The sequence below is a fragment of the Fulvivirga sp. AWR4_260 genome, assembly GCF_056158185.1.
The window spans coordinates 1,882,418-1,902,360 of the sequence record NZ_JBSWSU010000015.1 but is presented as its reverse complement, the minus strand read 5'-3'; the positions used below and the strand labels follow the sequence as shown (position 1 = coordinate 1,902,360).

At 35.2% G+C, this 19,943-nt stretch carries 15 protein-coding genes and 1 tRNA gene; 7 read left to right on the top strand and 9 right to left on the bottom strand.

Features of this window, described 5'->3' with window-relative positions:
- Window positions 1-93: 93 nt before the first annotated feature.
- Window positions 94-1,200 carry a DUF1573 domain-containing protein gene (locus ACXACQ_RS14565; protein ID WP_474976686.1) on the bottom strand — a complete coding sequence of 369 codons (1,107 nt, stop codon included), beginning with the start codon at window positions 1,198-1,200 and terminating at the stop codon, window positions 94-96.
- A 260-nt stretch (window positions 1,201-1,460) separates the two neighbouring features.
- On the opposite strand from ACXACQ_RS14565, the gene trpS reads away from it, so the two are divergent.
- Entirely contained in the window at window positions 1,461-2,429 is a 969-nt protein-coding gene (gene trpS / locus ACXACQ_RS14560; RefSeq protein WP_474976685.1) for a tryptophan--tRNA ligase, read from the top strand.
- Between the two features lie 46 nt (window positions 2,430-2,475).
- On the opposite strand, the gene ACXACQ_RS14555 is transcribed toward trpS, so the two are convergent.
- Complete coding sequence (locus ACXACQ_RS14555) at window positions 2,476-2,880, bottom strand: hypothetical protein (RefSeq protein WP_474976684.1); 405 nt, start codon at window positions 2,878-2,880, stop codon at window positions 2,476-2,478.
- 356 nt (window positions 2,881-3,236) lie between these two features.
- Here ACXACQ_RS14555 and ACXACQ_RS14550 point away from each other — a divergent pair, with 356 nt between their 5' ends.
- From ACXACQ_RS14550 to mtaB, 3 genes are all read left to right on the top strand, one after another.
- Window positions 3,237-4,958 carry a phospho-sugar mutase gene (locus ACXACQ_RS14550; RefSeq protein WP_474976683.1) on the top strand — a complete coding sequence of 574 codons (1,722 nt, stop codon included), beginning with the start codon at window positions 3,237-3,239 and terminating at the stop codon, window positions 4,956-4,958.
- Between the two features lie 136 nt (window positions 4,959-5,094).
- On the top strand, window positions 5,095-5,991 hold the full coding sequence (locus tag ACXACQ_RS14545; RefSeq protein WP_474976682.1) for a DNA/RNA non-specific endonuclease: 897 nt from the start codon (window positions 5,095-5,097) through the stop codon (window positions 5,989-5,991).
- A 53-nt stretch (window positions 5,992-6,044) separates the two neighbouring features.
- The gene (mtaB, locus tag ACXACQ_RS14540) at window positions 6,045-7,364 is read left to right on the top strand and encodes a tRNA (N(6)-L-threonylcarbamoyladenosine(37)-C(2))-methylthiotransferase MtaB (RefSeq protein ID WP_474976681.1); all 1,320 of its coding nucleotides are present in this window, start codon (window positions 6,045-6,047) and stop codon (window positions 7,362-7,364) included.
- A gap of 19 nt (window positions 7,365-7,383) precedes the next feature.
- Here mtaB and ACXACQ_RS14535 read toward each other — a convergent pair whose 3' ends face one another.
- Window positions 7,384-8,034 (bottom strand): ABC transporter ATP-binding protein, encoded by a 651-nt coding sequence (locus tag ACXACQ_RS14535; RefSeq protein WP_474976680.1) that lies wholly within the window; start codon window positions 8,032-8,034, stop codon window positions 7,384-7,386.
- Window positions 8,035-8,164: 130 nt separating this feature from the next.
- Here ACXACQ_RS14535 and sucC point away from each other — a divergent pair, with 130 nt between their 5' ends.
- The 3 genes from sucC (at window position 8,165) to ACXACQ_RS14520 (ending at window position 10,505) form a co-directional block, all read left to right on the top strand.
- Entirely contained in the window at window positions 8,165-9,376 is a 1,212-nt protein-coding gene (gene sucC / locus ACXACQ_RS14530) for an ADP-forming succinate--CoA ligase subunit beta (protein WP_474976679.1), read from the top strand.
- Window positions 9,377-9,392: 16 nt separating this feature from the next.
- A tRNA-Arg gene (locus ACXACQ_RS14525) sits at window positions 9,393-9,466 on the top strand.
- A 127-nt stretch (window positions 9,467-9,593) separates the two neighbouring features.
- Complete coding sequence (locus ACXACQ_RS14520) at window positions 9,594-10,505, top strand: DUF6089 family protein (protein ID WP_474976678.1); 912 nt, start codon at window positions 9,594-9,596, stop codon at window positions 10,503-10,505.
- A gap of 89 nt (window positions 10,506-10,594) precedes the next feature.
- On the opposite strand, the gene ACXACQ_RS14515 is transcribed toward ACXACQ_RS14520, so the two are convergent.
- From ACXACQ_RS14515 to ACXACQ_RS14490, 6 genes are all read right to left on the bottom strand, one after another.
- Window positions 10,595-12,514 (bottom strand): polysaccharide biosynthesis protein, encoded by a 1,920-nt coding sequence (locus tag ACXACQ_RS14515; protein ID WP_474976677.1) that lies wholly within the window; start codon window positions 12,512-12,514, stop codon window positions 10,595-10,597.
- 16 nt (window positions 12,515-12,530) lie between these two features.
- A complete protein-coding gene (locus ACXACQ_RS14510; protein WP_474976676.1) occupies window positions 12,531-12,737 on the bottom strand; it encodes a hypothetical protein in 207 nt (68 codons plus the stop codon).
- A 1-nt stretch (window position 12,738) separates the two neighbouring features.
- The gene (locus ACXACQ_RS14505; RefSeq protein WP_474976675.1) at window positions 12,739-17,187 is read right to left on the bottom strand and encodes a T9SS type A sorting domain-containing protein; all 4,449 of its coding nucleotides are present in this window, start codon (window positions 17,185-17,187) and stop codon (window positions 12,739-12,741) included.
- A gap of 52 nt (window positions 17,188-17,239) precedes the next feature.
- Window positions 17,240-18,364, bottom strand: coding sequence for an aminotransferase class I/II-fold pyridoxal phosphate-dependent enzyme (locus ACXACQ_RS14500; protein ID WP_474976674.1), 1,125 nt, complete (start codon window positions 18,362-18,364; stop codon window positions 17,240-17,242).
- A 433-nt stretch (window positions 18,365-18,797) separates the two neighbouring features.
- On the bottom strand, window positions 18,798-19,325 hold the full coding sequence (gene xrtF / locus ACXACQ_RS14495; RefSeq protein ID WP_474976673.1) for an exosortase family protein XrtF: 528 nt from the start codon (window positions 19,323-19,325) through the stop codon (window positions 18,798-18,800).
- Window positions 19,322-19,942 carry an acetyltransferase gene (locus ACXACQ_RS14490; protein ID WP_474976672.1) on the bottom strand — a complete coding sequence of 207 codons (621 nt, stop codon included), beginning with the start codon at window positions 19,940-19,942 and terminating at the stop codon, window positions 19,322-19,324. The genes xrtF and ACXACQ_RS14490 overlap by 4 nt, the downstream gene beginning before the upstream one ends.
- Between the last annotated feature and the right edge of the window lies 1 nt (window position 19,943).

The window sequence follows — 19,943 nt, the reverse complement described above, 5'->3', positions numbered from 1 at the left end:
ATACTCACTATCCCACAAATATATAAACTCTATAAAAAAGAAAAGCCGCCATATTACTGGCGGCTCAATATATAAGTTTAACTTGTGCAATGGTTACTTACTGTCCTCTTCTCTATCTACATAAGCTTTTATAGTAACTCTCTGTGCTGAGTTTATAGGATCATTAGAATAAACCGTAATTGATTTTTGTTGATTTCCTCTTCTACCTTCTGAGTTAAAAACAACTTCAAGTTCGGTTGTTTCACCTGATTTTAAAGTCTCTTTCTTCACTTTACCCATTGTACAACTACAGTTAGACTTTACTTGGCGAATTTTCAACTCATTTTTACCATTATTTACAAGTGTAAAAGTTGTTTTCACCTCCTTATCAGCTTTTACAGTACCAAAATCATAAACAGGAGCCATTATTTTAATTTTAGGGGCACTCTGTATTTCTTCTTGATTCATTGGAGGAAAATATTCCAACACTGTGGCATAAATAGCTATTGATTTATCAGCATTCTCAGGTGCCTCATCTGTAAAAAATCTCACATTATCAGAGCTAAAGCCATAATCATTTTTCTTATTTCCAAAGTAAGAGATTTTCATCACCCCCTGCTCCTTAGGCTTTAATGTGTTAGGCACAAAATCAATCTTAATATAATCTGGCGCGTCTATTTTATCTTTGAAATTAATTGGTTTATCTGAATCGTTGTAAACCTCAAACTCTTTCACAGTAGGTTCTTCAGAGGTATATACCTTTCCTATATTAAAAGAACGGTGCTTCACCTTTATTGCCCCTAAATCCGTAGTCAATTCTGTTTCGGGCGAATTAGATTTTGGAGTTACATGACCTTTAATGTACAAACGAATAGGTTCACTCTTATTTTCGAGAGTTACTGTTAAGCTTTTATTAAAAGATCCTGGTCTGTTGTGCGGATTATACTGCGCCTGCACAAAACCTGTTTCTCCCGGTTTTACAACATCCCTACTCCAATCAGGTGTAGTACACCCACAAGAGGCTTTTACATTGGTAATTTTAATGGGCTCCATCCCCTTATTCATAAAACTAAACTCATGAATAATAGGTCCATCAGCCTCCTTCACCTTACCAAAATCATACGTTTTTTCCGTAAAAACCAGCTCTTCCACTTGCTGAGCCATTACAGGCTGAATAGCTGCAACACCTAAAATAAGTATAAGAATATATTTCAATTTCATAGTAAATAGAAGGTTTAGTTTTTGTAAAAGTAATAAAAATCCAATGCTTAAATATAACGCTTTCACTAATTAACAAGTCAATAACAGTTAAAAACCGAAAAAAGCCAGCGCTTTTTCTAGAGGCCAGAGCTAAAAAGCGAATCACAGTGGATTATAAACCTCTGAAAACCAAAAAATAAAACGCATTTTCACTTTACTACCCTCAATCCCTACAGAAAATTAACAGGTTTTCCGTTTATTTGTACAAAAAACAATCGACCATGGCGAGAATCCTCACAGGAATACAAAGTAGTGGAAGACCTCACTTAGGCAACATACTTGGGGCCATTAAACCAGCAATAGAATTATCGAAGAAAGAAAATAATGAATCATTATTCTTTATTGCAGACCTCCACTCTTTAACAACAATTAAAGATGCAGAAATAAGAATCGAAAATGTAAATGCAATTGCCGCAGCTTGGCTTGCCTTTGGATTTGACACTTCTTCAAACATATTCTACCGACAATCTAAAATTCCTGAAGTTTGTGAATTAGCCTGGTATTTGAGTTGTATGACTCCTTTTCCGATGTTGGCCAATGCACATTCTTTTAAAGATAAATCTGACAGACTAGCGGATGTTAACGCAGGACTTTTTACTTACCCTGTATTAATGGCAGCTGACATACTACTTTACGATGCCAATATGGTGCCTGTAGGTAAAGATCAAAAGCAACACTTGGAGATTACCAGAGACCTTGCTACTTCTTTCAACAACCAATATGGTGAAACATTTGTAGTGCCTGAGTCTAAGATAGATGAAAATGTAATGACTATACCAGGTATTGATGGGGAGAAAATGAGTAAGTCATATGGTAATACCATTGATATTTTCTTACCTGAAAAACAGCTCCGAAAAAGAGTTATGGCTATAGTAACAGACAGTACACCTTTAGAAGAGCCTAAAGACCCTGATACGTGCAATGTATATGCTATATACAAACTAATTGCCACTACTGAAGAAACTGAAGCATTAAGAGCAAAATATTTGGCCGGAAACTTCGGTTATGGCCACGCTAAGCAAGAGCTTTATGAATTAATGCTTGCTAAATTTGAAGAGCCTCGTAAAATTTTCAATTATTATATGGAAAACACTAACGAGCTAGATCAAAAACTAAAAGAAGGTGAGGATAAAGCTAGAGCGATAGCTAAAACTGTACTTGAAAAGGTAAGAATAAAACTAGGATATTAATATAATAAAAGGGTGAAGTTAACTTCACCCTTTTATTATATTTCGGTTATTTGGCAGTCCAAACAACTTCGCTATTATTGGCATCTATATGAAGTATAATTCTTGTGGGCTGTGGCAACAAGAGTAATTTAGTATCTTTTCCTGCATAATCATCAACCTCCACATATACTCCCTGGTCAGCAGTAGTAACAAATTTATCATCTACCTTGCTCACCTTATTGGGCAAATAAGCAATCGGCAAAAGCACATCACTATCAGGACAAAACTCGTCATGCACTTCGTGAAAAGCATCCTCTAAATAATCTCCGTACTCCTCTAAGAAATCATCTTCAAGATCATGAAGAGCCTCTTCTAAATCATCGTATTTCTCACTACTGTAATCAACCTTCTCTAATTCTATCTTCTTCTCAATTAGCAGAGTAAGGTCCTGATCAAGCTTATTTATATCCATTTTTCTGAATTTTATATTTGCGTCTGCAAAAGTCAAAAGACTTGAATAAACATCCAAAATATATCGTTCTAATCTTTATACATCAGCAATATGAAACATAGACTTGAGCAAAAAGTTTTGATATACTGAAAATTATAATCCCATCATCAAGCTAATTAATTATATTTTTTATTTTCGCAAAAACAAATTATTAAGTGTTAATAGTACTTTAGCCAAAATTCAGGTTAATTTTATTCTATAATTGACATGTCAGTTAAATTAACAGGTGATTCTAAACAATTAGATTGGCCTAACGGTTTTACTGTTCTAAGCACATATTACAAACATTTTTTCCAAAACAATATCAATTACAATTCATGAGTGAGATCAAAGAAAAAGCTCAAAAATGGCTTGAAAGTAACATAGATGATGAAGCAAAAGCACAGCTTGAAGCTCTACTGAATGATGAAGAAGCTTTAACTGAAGCCTTTTATAAAGATTTAGAGTTCGGCACTGGAGGTTTACGTGGTATTATGGGCATGGGATCTAACCGAATGAATAAATATACAGTAGGAATGGCTACTCAGGGTTTGGCTAACTATTTATTAAAGACTTACCCTAACGAGCAAGTAAAAGTAGCCATAGCTCATGATAGCAGAAATAATAGTCGTTTTTTTGCAGAAACTGTAGCTGCCGTATTCTCAGCCAATGACATAGAAGTTTTTCTTTTTGAAGAATTAAGACCTACCCCTGAGTTATCGTTTGCTATTAGGCATCTTAACTGTCATAGCGGAGTGGTATTAACTGCATCTCATAACCCCAAAGAATATAACGGATACAAAGCTTATTGGAATGATGGAGCCCAAATGGTAGCACCACATGACAAGAACGTAATAGATGAGGTCAATAAAATTAGCAGTATCAACGATGTGAAATTCACTGCTAACAAAGAAATTATTCACGCCATAGGTAGTGAAATTGATAAGTTATATTTAGATGAAATAAAAGATTTATCGTTATCTCCGGATATTGTTGCTTCTCAAAGAAACCTAAAAATAGTATTCTCTCCTATTCATGGCACAGGCGTAACGGTAGTACCACAGTGCTTAAAAAATTATGGGTTCGAAAATGTATATGTAGTTAAAGAGCAATCTGAGCCGAACGGAAATTTCCCTACTGTGGTATATCCGAACCCAGAAGAAGCAGAAGCATTAAAATTAGCATTAAACAAGGCTAAAGAAGTTGATGCGGACCTAGTAATGGCCACTGATCCTGATGCTGACAGAGTAGGAATAGCTGTAAAAAATAACGAAGGCGAATTCCAACTACTAAATGGAAACCAAACAGGTAGTTTGTTAATATATTACATCTTGAAAAGATGGGCTGAATTAGGCAAATATAAAGGCAATGAATACATTGTTAAAACCATTGTAACTACGGAGTTAATTAAGAAAATTGCTGATTACTTCAAAGTAGATTCATACGACACATTAACAGGTTTCAAATACATTGCTTCAATTATTAGAGAAAATGAAGGCGAACGTACCTTCATTGCTGGTGGTGAAGAAAGTTACGGCTACCTTATTGGAGAATTTGTAAGAGATAAAGATGCTGTAGCTTCTTGTGCCATGATTGCAGAGATGTGTGCTTATGCAAGTTCAGAAGGCAAATCTGTTTTTGACCTGCTTCTTGAAATTTACCGAGAGTGTGGCTTCTACAAGGAGAAGTTAATTTCCATTACCAAGAAAGGTAAGCAAGGCGCTGAGGAAATACAGCAAATGATGAAAAACTTTAGAGATAAAGCACCAGAAAGCTTTGGGGGATCAAAAGTTACAAGAGTAATTGATTACAAAAATAGCACTGACTTAAATACTGTAGACAATACCTCTAAAACTATAGATTACGAAAAATCTAATGTGTTACAGTTTTTCACTGAAGAAGGCTATAAAATTTCAGCAAGACCTTCTGGTACTGAGCCAAAAATCAAATTTTATATTAGTGTAAATAAAGAAATGAAAGATGTTTCTGATTACACTAAAATAAACGCTGAATTAGATGAGCTAATTATCAAAATAGAAAAAGACTTAATGAGTCTATAATATACAAAGTCGCATACACCTTTGTATGCGACTTTTACTCCCTCCTTAAATAATTAATATTTCTATAACATATTTTCCTCTTATATTTAGTATTTATTTTAGATATTGACAGGCATCAACCTAAATAGAATACTAAATGAATTTTTTCAAATCTCAACGCATAGCGTTAATAGCACTGTCCGCTGTTATATTTTCTTGTGCAGAAGAAATAGTCAGACCCACACAACAATCAAAGGGTACTCAAACCGAAGCAGGGAGTACAGAAGCCCGATATGGCAAAGATGACAATTTACTCATGGGCAACCCCAGCAACGCCTCCAACAACTCCTATTTCTACTGGAATTACCTCATCAAAAAAAATCAATATGCCATGTCATATCACAGAGATAGAGGCACACCCAATTGGGTAAGCTGGCATCTTAATGAAGATTGGTTAGGCTCATCGGCCAGATCAAACAATTTCACTATTGATTCATCAATTCCATCAGATTGGTATCACGTAAATACGGGTGACTATACCAACAGTGGGTTTGACCGGGGGCATAACTGCCCTAGTGCGGACAGAACCCTTAATACCACGGACAATAAAAATACCTTCTTAATGACTAATATAATTCCTCAAGCCCCCAACAACAACCAAAGGGTTTGGGCTAGCCTAGAAAGCTACTGCCGTAAGCTTGTAGCACAGGGAAATGAATTATACATCATAATGGGCAGTTATGGCACCGGAGGTACAGGAAGAAATGGTTATGCCACTACCTTAGCCGAGGGGAAAATCACGGTTCCTAGCAATATATGGAAGGTAATATTGGTTTTACCTGAAGGAACAAACGATTTATCAAGAGTCAATTCAACTACAAGAATTATTGCTGTCGACATTCCCAACAACCAAAACATCAGTACAAATTGGCCTGACTATAGAACTACTGTAGACAATATAGAGGCTCTAAGAGGCTATGATTTATTTAGCAATGTATCTGTTTCTATACAAAAACTAATTGAATCTCGTATGGATAATGGCCCTACTAACTAAAAGTTACTGGGTAATCTGCGCATTAGCGATTTAATTACTAACTTTGCAGTCCAATGAAAAAAGTCGCATTTTACACACTGGGCTGCAAACTTAACTTTTCTGAAACATCTACGATTTCAAGAAAATTTGAGGAGAAGGGATATAAAAAGGTAGAATTCACCGACACCCCTGACATTTATATTATCAACACATGTTCTGTAACAGAAAATGCTGATAAAAAATGTAAAAAGATTGTACGAGAAGCTAGAAAGATCAGTTCTAATGCCTACATAGCTATTATAGGTTGCTATGCTCAATTAAAACCAAAAGAAATATCAGAAATACCCGGAGTTGACGCTGTTTTAGGTGCAGCAGAAAAATTTCGATTAATTGAGTTGCTCGATGGCTTTGTAAGACCTGAACAACCTCAGGTATTAGCATCAGAAATAGAAGAAGCAACTACATTTAATAATGCATTTTCAATCAATGATAGAACTCGCACATTCTTAAAAGTACAAGATGGCTGCGATTATGGATGTACATTCTGTACCATTCCATTGGCCCGAGGCAATAGTAGAAGTGACACTATCGAAAACATTATTAAAAGTGCCGAAGAAATAGCGGCATCTGGCGTTAAAGAAATTGTGCTAACAGGTGTTAATACTGGAGATTTTGGTATTAGAAATGGAAAAAGAGAAGATAGATTCTTGGACCTAATAAAGGCGCTCGATGAAGTTGAAGATATTGAAAGAATAAGAATATCTTCAATTGAACCGAATTTACTACATGACGAAATCATTGAATTTGTAGCCAAATCCAAAAAGTTTGTGCCTCATTTTCATATTCCCCTACAATCTGGCTCTGACAAAATATTAAAGGCCATGAGGCGAAGATATTTAAGCCAGCTATACATCGACCGTGTGGCTAAAATAAAGGAGCTTATGCCTCATTGCTGTATTGGTGTTGATGTAATTGTAGGTTTCCCTGGCGAGACCGAAGAGGATTTCCTTACCACATATCAATTTCTAAACGAGTTAGACATTTCTTATTTGCATGTATTTACTTACTCCGAAAGAGCAAATACCATGGCGGCAGAAATGGAGGAAGCAATCCCTTTAAAAACAAGAAACAAGCGTTCTAAAATGTTGAGGACTTTGTCTGAAAAGAAAAAACGCTATTTCTACGAACAAAATTTGCAACGAGAAGACATTGTTTTATTTGAAGATGATGTAGAAAATGGTTTCATGCATGGCTTTACCAATAATTACGTAAGAGTAGCCGCCAAGTACGATCCCGTTCTCATCAATGAACTAAAAAAAGTAAAATTGACTTCAATCAACAATAACGGAACTGTAGAAGTTGAAGAGCTAAATCAAGAAATTCTCACACATTAATATTTATAAGATGGATGAATTAAACAATTCGTCCATCTACCATTTCTAGCTTTCTATCAGCCATATCGGCCAACTCTTCATTGTGAGTTACTATCACAAAAGTTTGATTCAATTCATCTCTTAACTGAAAAAACAAACTGTGCAATTCTTTGGCTGTTTTGCTATCTAAATTACCGCTAGGCTCATCAGCAAAAATTATGGCGGGGTTATTAATTAAAGCTCTCGCCACTGCCACTCTTTGTTGCTCACCACCTGATAGCTCTGAAGGCTTATGCTCTTTTCTTCCAGATATCCCTAAAATATCAAACAATTCGTTAGCCCTTTTTTTAACAGCTTCTGGGCTCGCCTTTCGAATATACCCTGGTATGCAGGCATTCTCGAAGGCAGTGAACTCCGGCAATAAATTGTGAAATTGAAATATAAATCCTAAATACTGATTTCTAAAAGCCGCTTTCTCTTTACTAGAAAGTGAATTAACCTCTCGCCCTTTTATCTCCAAGCTACCACGATCAGCCTTATCCAGCGTACCCAAAATATGTAACAAAGTACTTTTACCGGCTCCAGATGCACCTACAATAGAAATAACCTCTTGCTCTTTTACACTTAAATCTATTCCCTTTAATACCTGTAACTCTTTGTACGATTTATATATTCCCTGGGCTGTTAACATGCGCTTATTAGTATTTAATAGTTCAAACATAACAAAATTGCACCTCCCATAAATACAATAAAGATATTAAATCACGATTACTTGAAATATATAAGCAAATGGCCTACTTTCGTGCAAAAATTTTGAGAGCATGAACATCCACGAATATCAAGCAAAAGAAATATTAAAAGGTTACGGAGTTAGAGTTCAGAGGGGGATTGTAGCAGACACTCCAGAAGAAGCCCTGAGTGCAGCTAAGCAATTACATGCAGAAACAGGAACTGACTGGTATGTAGTTAAAGCTCAAATTCATGCGGGTGGCCGAGGTAAAGGAAAAGTTAAAGAAACGGATTCAAATGGTGTAGTACTAGCTAAATCATTAGAAGAAGTTCCTGAGAAAGCAAAAGGAATCCTTGGAGGCACCTTAGTAACTCACCAAACTGGTGAGGAAGGTAAGAAAGTAAGTAAGGTTTTAATAGCAGAAGATGTCTATTACCCTGGCGATTCTGAACCTAAAGAATATTACTTGAGTATTCTTCTTGATAGAGCAAAAGGATGTAATGTTATCATGGCATCTACTGAAGGTGGAATGGACATTGAAGAGGTTGCTGAAAACTCACCTGAAAAAATTGTTAAAGAATGGATTGACCCTACTGTAGGTCTTCAAGGTTTTCAGGCTAGAAAAGTAGCTTTCGCTTTGGGCTTAGAAGGTAATGCCTTCAAAGAAATGGTTAAATTCATTTACTCTCTATATAGTGCATATGAATCAACTGATTCATCAATGTTTGAAATCAACCCTGTATTGAAAACATCTGATGACAAAATTTTAGCTGTAGATGCTAAAGTTAACCTTGATGACAATGCTTTATTTAGACATAAAGATCTTAAAGAACTAAGAGACATAACAGAAGAAGATCCTGCAGAAGTTGAGGCAGGAAAATCAGGACTTAGTTATGTAAAACTAGATGGTAATGTAGGTTGTATGGTAAACGGAGCTGGTTTAGCTATGGCTACTATGGACATCATTAAATTATCTGGTGGTGAGCCTGCCAACTTCCTTGATGTAGGTGGAGGTGCCAACGCTGAAACTGTAGAAGCAGGTTTCAGAATTATCCTACAAGACCCTAACGTAAAAGCTATATTAATTAACATCTTCGGTGGTATTGTAAGATGCGACAGAGTTGCAAATGGTGTAGTAGAAGCTTATAAGAAAATTGGGAATATTGAAATACCAATTATTGTAAGATTACAAGGTACCAACGCTGAAGAAGGTGCTAAAATAATTGAAGAATCTGGCTTAAAAGTAGCTTCAGCAATATTGTTAAAAGATGCTGCAGCCAAAGTTAAAGAAGTACTAGCATAAAAGTTAGTACTATGTTGCGCCCGTAGTTCAACTGGATAGAATACCAGATTTCGGCTCTGGGGGTTGAGGGTTCGAATCCTTCCGGGCGCACGTAAAGCTTCACTAAAATTAGTGAAGCTTTTTTATTTTATATTACAATACTTTTGTAGCACTTCTTTTCTAAAAAGAAACATTATCCGTAAATTGTAGTCAATTTGTATTAGATCTGTATATGTTCATGCCCAAACTTGTCCTATTTACATTTTTTTTAATCATAACCTCCTTAGATATAGCAGCTCAAAGCTTCTATAAATTAGGCAACAGTAGAGATTTTATAGCTTCTTTTGGCACAGGAACATCTACTTATTTCGGGGACTTAAAAGATAATGGAGATTACATAGACCCAAAGCTTAATGTTAACTTGGGATTACAATATTACTTTCACCCTAATATATCAGGAAGAATAGAAGCTGCATATTTCAGAATGGGTGGTGATGATATTGACTCCGATACAGCGGGTAAAAACCGAAGAAACCTATCTTTCCGATCAGACAACTTTGAAATATCAGCAACAGGACTATTGCATCTGTTCCCACAAGGATTTAAATTTTACCAAAGACCTCAATTTAACCCGTATGTATTCACTGGTATTGGTTTTCTATATTTCAACCCAAAGGGAGAAGTTCCTGCTACTGACTGGAATGGAAACGAACTAAGTGAGGCAGGGAAATACATAGCCCTACAACCACTACAAACAGAAGGTGTTAGCTATAGCCGCATGACACTGGTAATTCCATTTGGTGCGGGCTTTAAATATAAAATTAATCCTTTTTTTAATATTGGGATTGAAGGCGGATATAGGTTAACATTTACAGATTATTTAGATGATGTTAGTACAACATACAAACTACATTCTTCATTCGAAGATCCTTTAGCCCAAGCAATGGCTGACAAACGCCACGCACTAAACCCTCCATTAACACCTTTAGGTCAAGAAGAGGGACATATACGTGGCAACCCAAATGACAATGACGGATACTTTATATTGAATATTAAACTAGAGTACTACCTGCCTGCTCAAATCATTAGTACATCAAAGTATAAGCGTAAGAAATCATATCATAGAAGAAGAAGACCTAAGAGACGATAAAGGTGACTAATAAAAAAAGGAGATGCGATCGCATCTCCTTTTTTTTAGTGACGACTAGTCAACTAATCATCCTGTTATCCAATTTATCTTCATGAAGCTTTGATCATTTCTTCATCTAATAATTCATATTTGGAACTCTTACTCTTGAACTCAGGGACAATACTTTTCATTTTTCTAACAATTTCGAAATCATCGTCCTGCCTTAAAAGAAGTTCTAGCTCCGATAATGATTCACTAATTTGTCCATATTCATACTCTAGAACCTTTGCTATCATTATTTTTTCATGGTGAGTTGGCACCGTATTTTCCTTACTAGCCAATAACTCCTCATAAAGCTTCTCACCTTGTCTCAAGCCCGTAAAAACTATTTCAATATCCTTGTCTAACTCCAACCCCGACAGCTGAATCATTTTCTTAGCAAGATCTACAATCTTAATAGACTTACCCATATCAAATATAAAGATTTCTCCTCCCCTTCCCATAGCTCCTGCCTCCAAAACCAATTGACATGCCTCTGGTATAGTCATAAAATACCTAGTAATATCTGGATGAGTCACTGTTACAGGGCCTCCACTAGCTATTTGCTTTTGAAAATATGGAATTACACTTCCATTAGACCCTAAAACATTACCAAATCTGGTAGTAACAAAGAGTGTACAGTCAGTCGAAACGGCACGATAATAATTGTAGAGCGACCTAACATATATTTCAGCTATCCTCTTAGAACAGCCCATTACGTTCGTAGGATTAACAGCTTTGTCTGTTGAAATCATAACAAACTTTTCTAAGGAATACTTAATAGATAAGTCTGCTAAGTTTTTTGTACCTAAAACATTACATAATACAGCCTCTGAAGGATTACGCTCCATCAAAGGCACATGCTTATAAGCAGCTGCATGGAATAAAATATCAGGTTTATGGAATTCGAATATTTCCTCCATTCTACGACTGTTAGAGATATCCGCAACATAAAAACATAATATACCTTCCCTAGCTTTAGTCGAAATCTCTCTTTCTATCTCATATAAAGCTGATTCTGCCTGATCTATTAAAATCAAAGATTTGGGATTATAATTACATATCTGACGAACCAACTCACTTCCTATAGACCCCGCAGCACCAGTTATAATTACTTTTTTACCATTGATTTCTTCCTTTATAGGCTGATTATCCAATTCAATAGATTCTCTCCCTAGTAAATCCTCTATATTTATTTCCTTGATTTGATTTACACTCAACTCACCTTTCACCCAGTCCTTAACCTTCGGAATAGAACTCACTTTTACATCTTCCTCAAGACATATATCTACTATTTCATTTTTCCGTATTAATGACAGCGAAGGAATTGCAATAATTAATTCATCAACTTTAAGACTTGACAACACCTGCTTTAAATTATCAACTCCGTTATAAATGGGCGTACCATTTATAATTTTACCGACCTTATTAGTCTCATCTTCCAGAAAGCCTACAACTTTATATTCACCATCTTCACTACTATCCAAAACTTGCTTAGTGATTATACCAAGTTGCCCTGCGCCATAAATAACAACCTTATTTTTTCTACTAAATTTGCCTCCTCTATAATAGCTAAATATATTTTTTATTAGCAGCCTATATTGAAACAAAAAAACAAAAGACGCTAGGAATGAAATTAGAATAACTGAATATGGAATTAAATTTCGCCCTTCAATAATTAGATACCCCAAATTAATAACACAAGTTATTAAATGAGTTAATACCAATGTAGCAAAAACTCTAAAACCATCATGCAACCCAGTATAGCGGACAATACCAGCATAACTTTTAGTGACCAACAATGCGATCAGGCAAGCTGTCACATTTAGTACAATACCTGTAGTAGCATTAAAATATCCTAAGAAATTTACTTCGAAATTAAATCGCAATAGGTACGCCAAAAATGTAGCGCTTCCTACTATAAATAAATCCAGGATTATAATTACCCATCTAGGTAATATTCTTAGTTGAATTAAAAACTTTGTAATCAAAAACGAGTACTTTAAATTACTTTGATTTACTTCCTATAAGCTTACGAACACCCAGAGCTCCCCCTGCTACCAATAAAATTTCTATACCACCTATGGGTACTGGCGGATCTGGAGTATCTCCTGGATTACCAGGCTGTGCGTTTGCTGAAACATAACAGGTCATACAAAGTGTTAACACTAGTATCCATTTGAAATGTTTTATTATAGGCTTAGTTGTATTCATACTAATTTTTTATAAATCTAAAGGTATAGGTCTTATCTGTATTTACCTTTAACAAATATACACCAGACGGCAATGACATTACATTAATTTTATAAGAATCATTATCACTGGAAAAATAAGACGCATAAGTTTTCCCTTTTACATCTACAACATTTATATCATTAATCTGTTCTTTTGAACGAATATTTATGAAATCAGAAGTAACAGTTGGGTATACATCAATACTCACATCTTCGTTTAAAGTTAAGTTGTATAAAGAAGTATTACTACACCCTCCTTGCTCATACATAAACTTGTAATTTCCACTTGCTATTGGTTCAATATAACTCTTTTCAAGACTGATTAATTCGTCTTCATAATACCAATTCCCAATTACATTTTCTTGAGTTTTTAAACTTTTACCATCGAATTTAATCGATAAATCTATACTCTTATTTTCAACATTAAATGTTGTAGACATAGATTGATTATTGCAACTTGAAACATATTTTACTTCTACTAAATTAGCTCCACTTTTTAATTTAGCATGATCTATTGTAACAACATTTTCAGTGGTAATTTGGTATTCGACCTCATATCCATCAACAGTGATTTTTAAATCTGCAGAATTAATACTACCTAAAGAAAAAATCAAATCTTCCGCAGTACATACAGCCCTATTTTCTAATTGTATGGCAGGCTCACTTTTATCAAAAATTATAGAAAACCTATTTTTAGTTCCTGATAATTGATGAGAATCGATATTAAACATGTAAACTGCTTCTTCATTTAAATTGAGGTAATGATCCAAATAGCTATCATGTAAATAAACACTTTCGATATCTTTAAACGAAGCGACCCCATTGAAATTCAACTTATAAGTTCCCTCTTCAACATCAGCTATTGTAAGATTGATAGTTTTTGAACAGGCTAACTTACTCATCACATTAATTGCCAAAGTTCTAGAATCACTACTCATTGAACCCAAATCAAATTTGGGATTATTCATTTTTACAGCATCAAAATCATTATCATAAGCATCCGTTGCCTCAGCATTGAACAACAAGTATGTTTCATCCATTTGTCCGGTTTGAATTTCCGTCATGGTTATAGTCAATACATTTTCAAGCTCATCGGCTGCTTCTCTTAAAATGGTGGCTCGGGTATTTGTCTTAGCAGCTTCATTAACAACTAATTGTGGACTAGGTGCGTTTGTTTTCACCCAAAATGCTTGACCAGGAGCTAACCTACCTCCTGTTAAACTCCCTGTAGTACCATTCCAGTATTTGAAGTATCCAGCTTCATCGTCCATCACTGAAATAGTGGCGTTAATATTAGTTTTAGTCCAACCTTCAGTGTTATCCCAATCTATTGTGGACGCAAAAGGATTCCCAACTAAGTTATAGCCATCAGAAGTATCTGCTGGAGCACTTACAGTATAGGTCACATTTAAATCAACTGTACCCTGATTCAATGGTCCTTTTACCTTTATATTTTTTGCCGAACCATCAAAAAAGTATGCGGCATAACCTCTTCCGACTGTTACCGGGCCATTAACATAAATAGTATATCCATTTTGCGATGAACCACTGGCAGTCTCGTCATAATAGTAGATTGAATTTACAGAAACAGCAAAACTCTGGCTCCATTCAGCAATAGTTGCATCTGTTATCGGAGAAGAAATATAACGCCAAACAGCAGAGGATGTTGAGCCATAATACCTCTGTACTTCAACCTCACCAACAATTGAAGCTCCAGCAGGTAATGCAGCTACAGAAGCATTCTGCGAAGGATCCTCTGACAAAGACAATAAAGTCAGCTGATCATTGGTGTTTAAAGTAGTTGCGGTTGAAAGTTGAAGTATTCCAATCATAGACAAGTTGTTATTTAAAGAAACATTGCCTGCAGATTTATTAATAGTTAAGTTATTCAGTTGAGCACCACTTACCGCTAATAATTGATTTGCTGTACCAATTAGTACAACAGAACCCCCATTTGCATTAAAAGCAGCTCCAGCATCAATTTGAACATTACCAGTAAAATTCACAATGCCAGATGGAAATACTAATGAACTTGACTCTGTAGCCTGAATTGAAGTAAACGTAGGAGTACCTGTACCTGAAATATTCGTAATGCCATCAAATAATATTAACCCAGAATAATTGGATGATAATGCACCACTATTTCTTATCCAGTTACCCTTTACCGTTACAATATTACTACCGACACCGAATGTACCCGAACTTAATGTTACTTCACCGTTAACTTGAATGTCTTGATCTAACGTAACCACACCAGATGAATTAATGGTCAAGTTTCCTAAAGAAGAAAGGTCTGTTGATAATGGCATTTCTTCCCCTGTTGTTTGAGTACCTCCTAAGTAATTGAGGTTATAAGTTTCTCCTACAGTAACTTCTGGACTGTTACCACTTAAAATACCGGAAGAATTTTTATTGAAATCAGCTCCATTAACCATTTGCAAGACTCCTGATGAAATATCAAACTGCCCATTCGTTAAAGTAATTGCATTATTAATCAATAATGTTCCTAACAGATTTACCGTTCCTGAAGTAGTCCTATCAATGGTGAGCTGGCTTAGCTGATTCGCTTCAGTAGAGAAAGCTATCGTTCCAAAATCTCCTGATCCACCAATCGTTAGCATACTCACATTGTTAGATCTTAAAACTCCAGTCCCTTCATAAGTTCCATTTAAAGCCAGTCTTTGATTACTAAAATCTAACTCACCTGCAGTCATACTTAATACTCCATTAACTGTTATGTCTTGGTCAAACACCACTCCGCCTCCTGAACGATTTACCGTTAAATTATTCAGTGTAGAGGCTGTTGTTAGTGGAAACACTCCATTAGAACCTGCACCATTCAATATTATACTTGAACCCGCTATAATTATAATATGACCTTCTCCTGTTATTCCATCATTTAGTGTAAGTGTATAATTCCCTACGTTTAAATCTCCACTAATTAGGTTTAATGCATTCCCAACTGTTATATCAGAAGCCAAACTAACTCCATTAGCATTATCAACACTTAAAGTGATACCATTGCCTTGCGGATGACCTGTACCTATAAACTGTGCAGATGTACCATTATATAAAATTGTTGAGCCAGATGCATATGTTCTTGTTCCAGTTAACCTAATATTACCTCCTACTTGACCGGATTGTATTGCACCATTGGTGTCTGTAGAACCAACACTTAATGTACCCCCAGCGTGTAAAAACAATGAACCATTTCCAGATAACACACTGGTACCTAAACTTAAATTTGCATCAATTTCAAAGTTAATATTTCCTGTTTGACTCCCATTGATAGTACAAGTTTGATTGACACCATCAAAGTGAAAATCTGCTACACCGTCAGTACAAGTTAAGATGGTACCAGACGCCATTTCTAGATTCCCTTCTAGATTGATAGTCATTGAACTCGTTCCAGCCCCTGTGGTATTAATCAAGTCAATTTCACCATTTTGCAATAACAAATTTCCATTAATATCAAGGGTAAGTGTAGATAAAATAGATAACCAACTAGGTTGCCCAACAATATTTGAATTATAAATAAAATCTCCAAGAATGGTCACCTCTGGAGTTATACTAGGGTCAAATCCATTAAATGCAATTAAGGAATTGCCTTCTACTATGAAATCATTATTAATCATCAGGCTGTAATCCACCGATTGGCTAAATACGAAAAAGATATACCCGGTATTTCTTATTTCTAAATTATTTCTAATTGTGCCTGATAAAGCGCCATTTAAATCAAATACACCAAATTCATTAGATATATTCGGAGTATCCCATACAAAATTATAAAAGCTCTGAGACAAACCTGATGGAGGCACCTCATTGGACGTATAACCAGCGATTTCTAGTGTTGATCCATCAGCCCAAGTTGCTGTAGGTATAGTACCAGCAGTGGTAGTATAATTATGTCTAAAAACCCCTCCATCATTAACAAAAAGCCTGTTCGCTATAGAATTATTAATAACTGCACCTTCCTCCAAAGAAACCACTCCATTAACTCTTAACTCTCCTGCAATAAAGCCCCCAAAACCGCCTGCTAAAAAAGAAAAATCATTTCCAGATCCATTATTGATAATCATGGTAGCTCCACTATTAACACTTAAAATGGCCGCATTATTAGCCGCAATAGTAAGTTGATCAACGGAGATAGTACCTGAAGTTACATTAACCGTATTATTTGCTGAAATTAGTATCGCACCACTGACATCACTTGGAATTTGATCTTGGTACAGCCCTGCAGCTGCATCTTCAAGATTTACCCATCCACTATTGAAAACTTCCCACGTAGTTGATGAAGACCAATCTCCTGATTGACGACTTCGATAATCGCCATTGGTTTGAGCTTGCACCAAAACCGAAGAAAGTATCAAAAAACTAAATGAAAGTAAAATTTTATTCGCCCACATATTCAAAAAACTTACAAGAGTCATTTTTTACAAGTTTAAATATCAGTGTTTATACATTAGTCTCAACTTTTGTAACCTAAAATAAGCTCTTTATTAATTCTATAACCCTATTTAGAGTTACATCATTCATATTTGAACCTGACGGCAAACACAACCCATAATTAAATAAATCTTCGCTAACTTCTCCCCCATACTTAGGACTGTCTTTGAAAACAGGTTGTAGATGCATAGGCTTCCACAAAGGTCTTGACTCAATATTGTTACTTTCAAGCAACTTCCTTACATCTTCTCGATCAACGGTTGCATATTTCCGATCGATATAAATTGTACTTAACCACCGATTGGAATAATAACCCTGAGGCTCTTCGAGAAATACAATTGCTTCTACTGAATTTAACTCATTTTTATAAATATCGAAAATTTCGCGTCTTCTAGTTACTCGATTATCTAAGACCTCCATTTGCCCTAAACCAATCGCTGCACTTACGTTACTTAATCTATAATTGTATCCAATATGTGTATGTTCATAATGGACTGCACTATCACGTGCTTGGGTAGATAAAAACTTTGCCTTTTGAACAAAGTGTTCATTATTGGATAACAACGCACCTCCCCCTGAGGTAGTAATAATTTTATTACCATTAAATGATAAAATACTCAAATCCCCAAAACTACCCAGCTTCTGATTTTTATATGATGAACCTAATCCTTCAGCCGCATCTTCAATAACAGGTATCTCAAACTCTCTGGCTACTTCAATTATCTCATCGATATGAGCAGGCATACCATATAAATGTACCAGGATTATGGCTTTCGGCTTTTTACCTAATTTTATTCTATCTTCAATTGTGTACTTCAACAATTGCGGATCCATATTCCAAGTTTCCCTTTCGGAATCGACAAACACGGGTATTGCTCCTTGATATACAATAGGGTTACAACTCCCTGCAAATGTAAAGGAACTACATATTACTTCATCTCCTCTTTCTACACCCAATAATATTAGCGCTAAGTGTATAGCTGCTGTACCAGAACTTAATGCTGCCACAGATTTCACTCCTGTATATTCAGCTATTTTATCTTCAAATTGATTCAAATGTGGTCCTATAGGAGAAATCCAATTTGTTTCAAAGGCTTCTCTTATATACGATAATTCATTCGCTCCCATATGGGGAGACGATAAATAAACTCTGTCTTTCATAAAAAATCTATTATTTTGAACTCTTATATGAGTGATACTCTTGGTAAAATAAAGATGCTAAAAGAACTACCATCAACAACGGATTAACAATTAATCTATGAAGAAAAGAAACTAATGGCCCATTATAATTAGTGTAAAATTTAATAATAAAATAAGGCATCAGTAAAAATATTATACCAGCTATTTGCACAAAGAAAGCGAATTTAACGTAGTCCTTTTTTAAAAAAATACCATATATCAAAGCGATCATTAGCAAATCATTCAAAACGAATCTAAATAATCTACTAACGATAAAGGCTATATAACTAGAGGAAAATATACCCTGAAAAAAAAAGTGTATATGCTTTTGCAAAACATAGACTAACAGTACTCCTAAAATACTAGGTAATACTATTCCAACTTGTTTAATAGATAAGCCTCCATTCAGCATGATTTATTCTTTAGCAGGGTAAAGATACTTCACCCACCAAAACCACAAAAGAAATACAATCAAGTATATGCATCCTGTGAATATAAATTTATGAGAAAAATACATGAGATGAGGCAAATTTCTGCTTATATAATATAAAAATAATACTCTAAGCAAATTGCATATATAAATTAATATCAAACCTGTAGGGATATACCACATCAACGCTTTTCGTAACTTACCGTAACCAAATGCAAATACGAAAAATACTATCATCACATTCACTCCATTACAGCCTTCATATATTTCAAGACCTCGCTGACCTTTTACTCCTACCCTGATAGCAGGTTTCTCCACATACGGCTTCAATTGAGTAGGTTCGCCCAAAAGATTTAATACACTACTAACATTATGAGAAACAAAATATGTGATTTTATCAGGGCTTGGAGAATAACTACTTACATAATAGCCATATAATAAATTAAGTATGATATAGCTAAGTAAAAACTTAGCTATAAATATTATTGATGGTTTAAAATCCTGAAAATTCATCTACTAATTGGTTTAGCCGGAACTCCTACAACCGTTTTACCGTCTTTAACATCTTTGGTAACAACAGCTCCTGAACCTACCTTAACGTTATTTCCTACAACAATGCCATTGAGTATATTTGCTCCAGAACCTACCAATACGGACTCATTTAACACAACCCCTCCTGCCAAATTGACCCCGGGCATAATAGACGAATAATCCCTAATTTTACAATCATGCCCAATTGTAGCGTTCAAATTAATTAATACATGTTTCCCTACTTCAACATCAACCGTTAGCACAGCTCCGGCACATATAATAGTACCTTCATCGATACTTATAGTTTCACTGGAGATTGTTGCCCTTGGATGAATCAATGTAGCATATTGTACCTTATCATTTACAATCTGTTTAACAAGCTCCTTTTTAAGTAAAGAGTCTCCCAGAGCTACGACCAAATGAAACGGATCATTAAAACCATTTAATGAATTTATATCTCCTAGTATATTAGCACCTTCCAACACATCATCAAAAAAACCGATAAAATCCCATGTTGGTTTTACTTCATTAATGGCATTAATAATAGTGAATACCTCTCGCCCTAAACCTCCGGCACCATATATAGCTATAGGCTTCATA

Excerpts from the sequence above, each read along its gene's own strand:
- ACXACQ_RS14505 (WP_474976675.1), bottom strand. The coding sequence starts at position 17,187 with ATGACTCTTGTAAGTTTTTTGAATATGTGGGCGAATAAAATTTTACTT.
- trpS (WP_474976685.1), top strand. The coding sequence starts at position 1,461 with ATGGCGAGAATCCTCACAGGAATACAAAGTAGTGGAAGACCTCACTTA.
- ACXACQ_RS14555 (WP_474976684.1), bottom strand. The coding sequence starts at position 2,880 with ATGGATATAAATAAGCTTGATCAGGACCTTACTCTGCTAATTGAGAAG.
- ACXACQ_RS14565 (WP_474976686.1), bottom strand. The coding sequence starts at position 1,200 with ATGAAATTGAAATATATTCTTATACTTATTTTAGGTGTTGCAGCTATT.
- ACXACQ_RS14535 (WP_474976680.1), bottom strand. The coding sequence starts at position 8,034 with ATGTTAACAGCCCAGGGAATATATAAATCGTACAAAGAGTTACAGGTA.
- ACXACQ_RS14490 (WP_474976672.1), bottom strand. The coding sequence starts at position 19,942 with ATGAAGCCTATAGCTATATATGGTGCCGGAGGTTTAGGGCGAGAGGTA.
- ACXACQ_RS14520 (WP_474976678.1), top strand. The coding sequence starts at position 9,594 with ATGCCCAAACTTGTCCTATTTACATTTTTTTTAATCATAACCTCCTTA.
- mtaB (WP_474976681.1), top strand. The coding sequence starts at position 6,045 with ATGAAAAAAGTCGCATTTTACACACTGGGCTGCAAACTTAACTTTTCT.
- sucC (WP_474976679.1), top strand. The coding sequence starts at position 8,165 with ATGAACATCCACGAATATCAAGCAAAAGAAATATTAAAAGGTTACGGA.
- ACXACQ_RS14550 (WP_474976683.1), top strand. The coding sequence starts at position 3,237 with ATGAGTGAGATCAAAGAAAAAGCTCAAAAATGGCTTGAAAGTAACATA.
- ACXACQ_RS14500 (WP_474976674.1), bottom strand. The coding sequence starts at position 18,364 with ATGAAAGACAGAGTTTATTTATCGTCTCCCCATATGGGAGCGAATGAA.
- ACXACQ_RS14510 (WP_474976676.1), bottom strand. The coding sequence starts at position 12,737 with ATGAATACAACTAAGCCTATAATAAAACATTTCAAATGGATACTAGTG.
- ACXACQ_RS14545 (WP_474976682.1), top strand. The coding sequence starts at position 5,095 with ATGAATTTTTTCAAATCTCAACGCATAGCGTTAATAGCACTGTCCGCT.
- xrtF (WP_474976673.1), bottom strand. The coding sequence starts at position 19,325 with ATGAATTTTCAGGATTTTAAACCATCAATAATATTTATAGCTAAGTTT.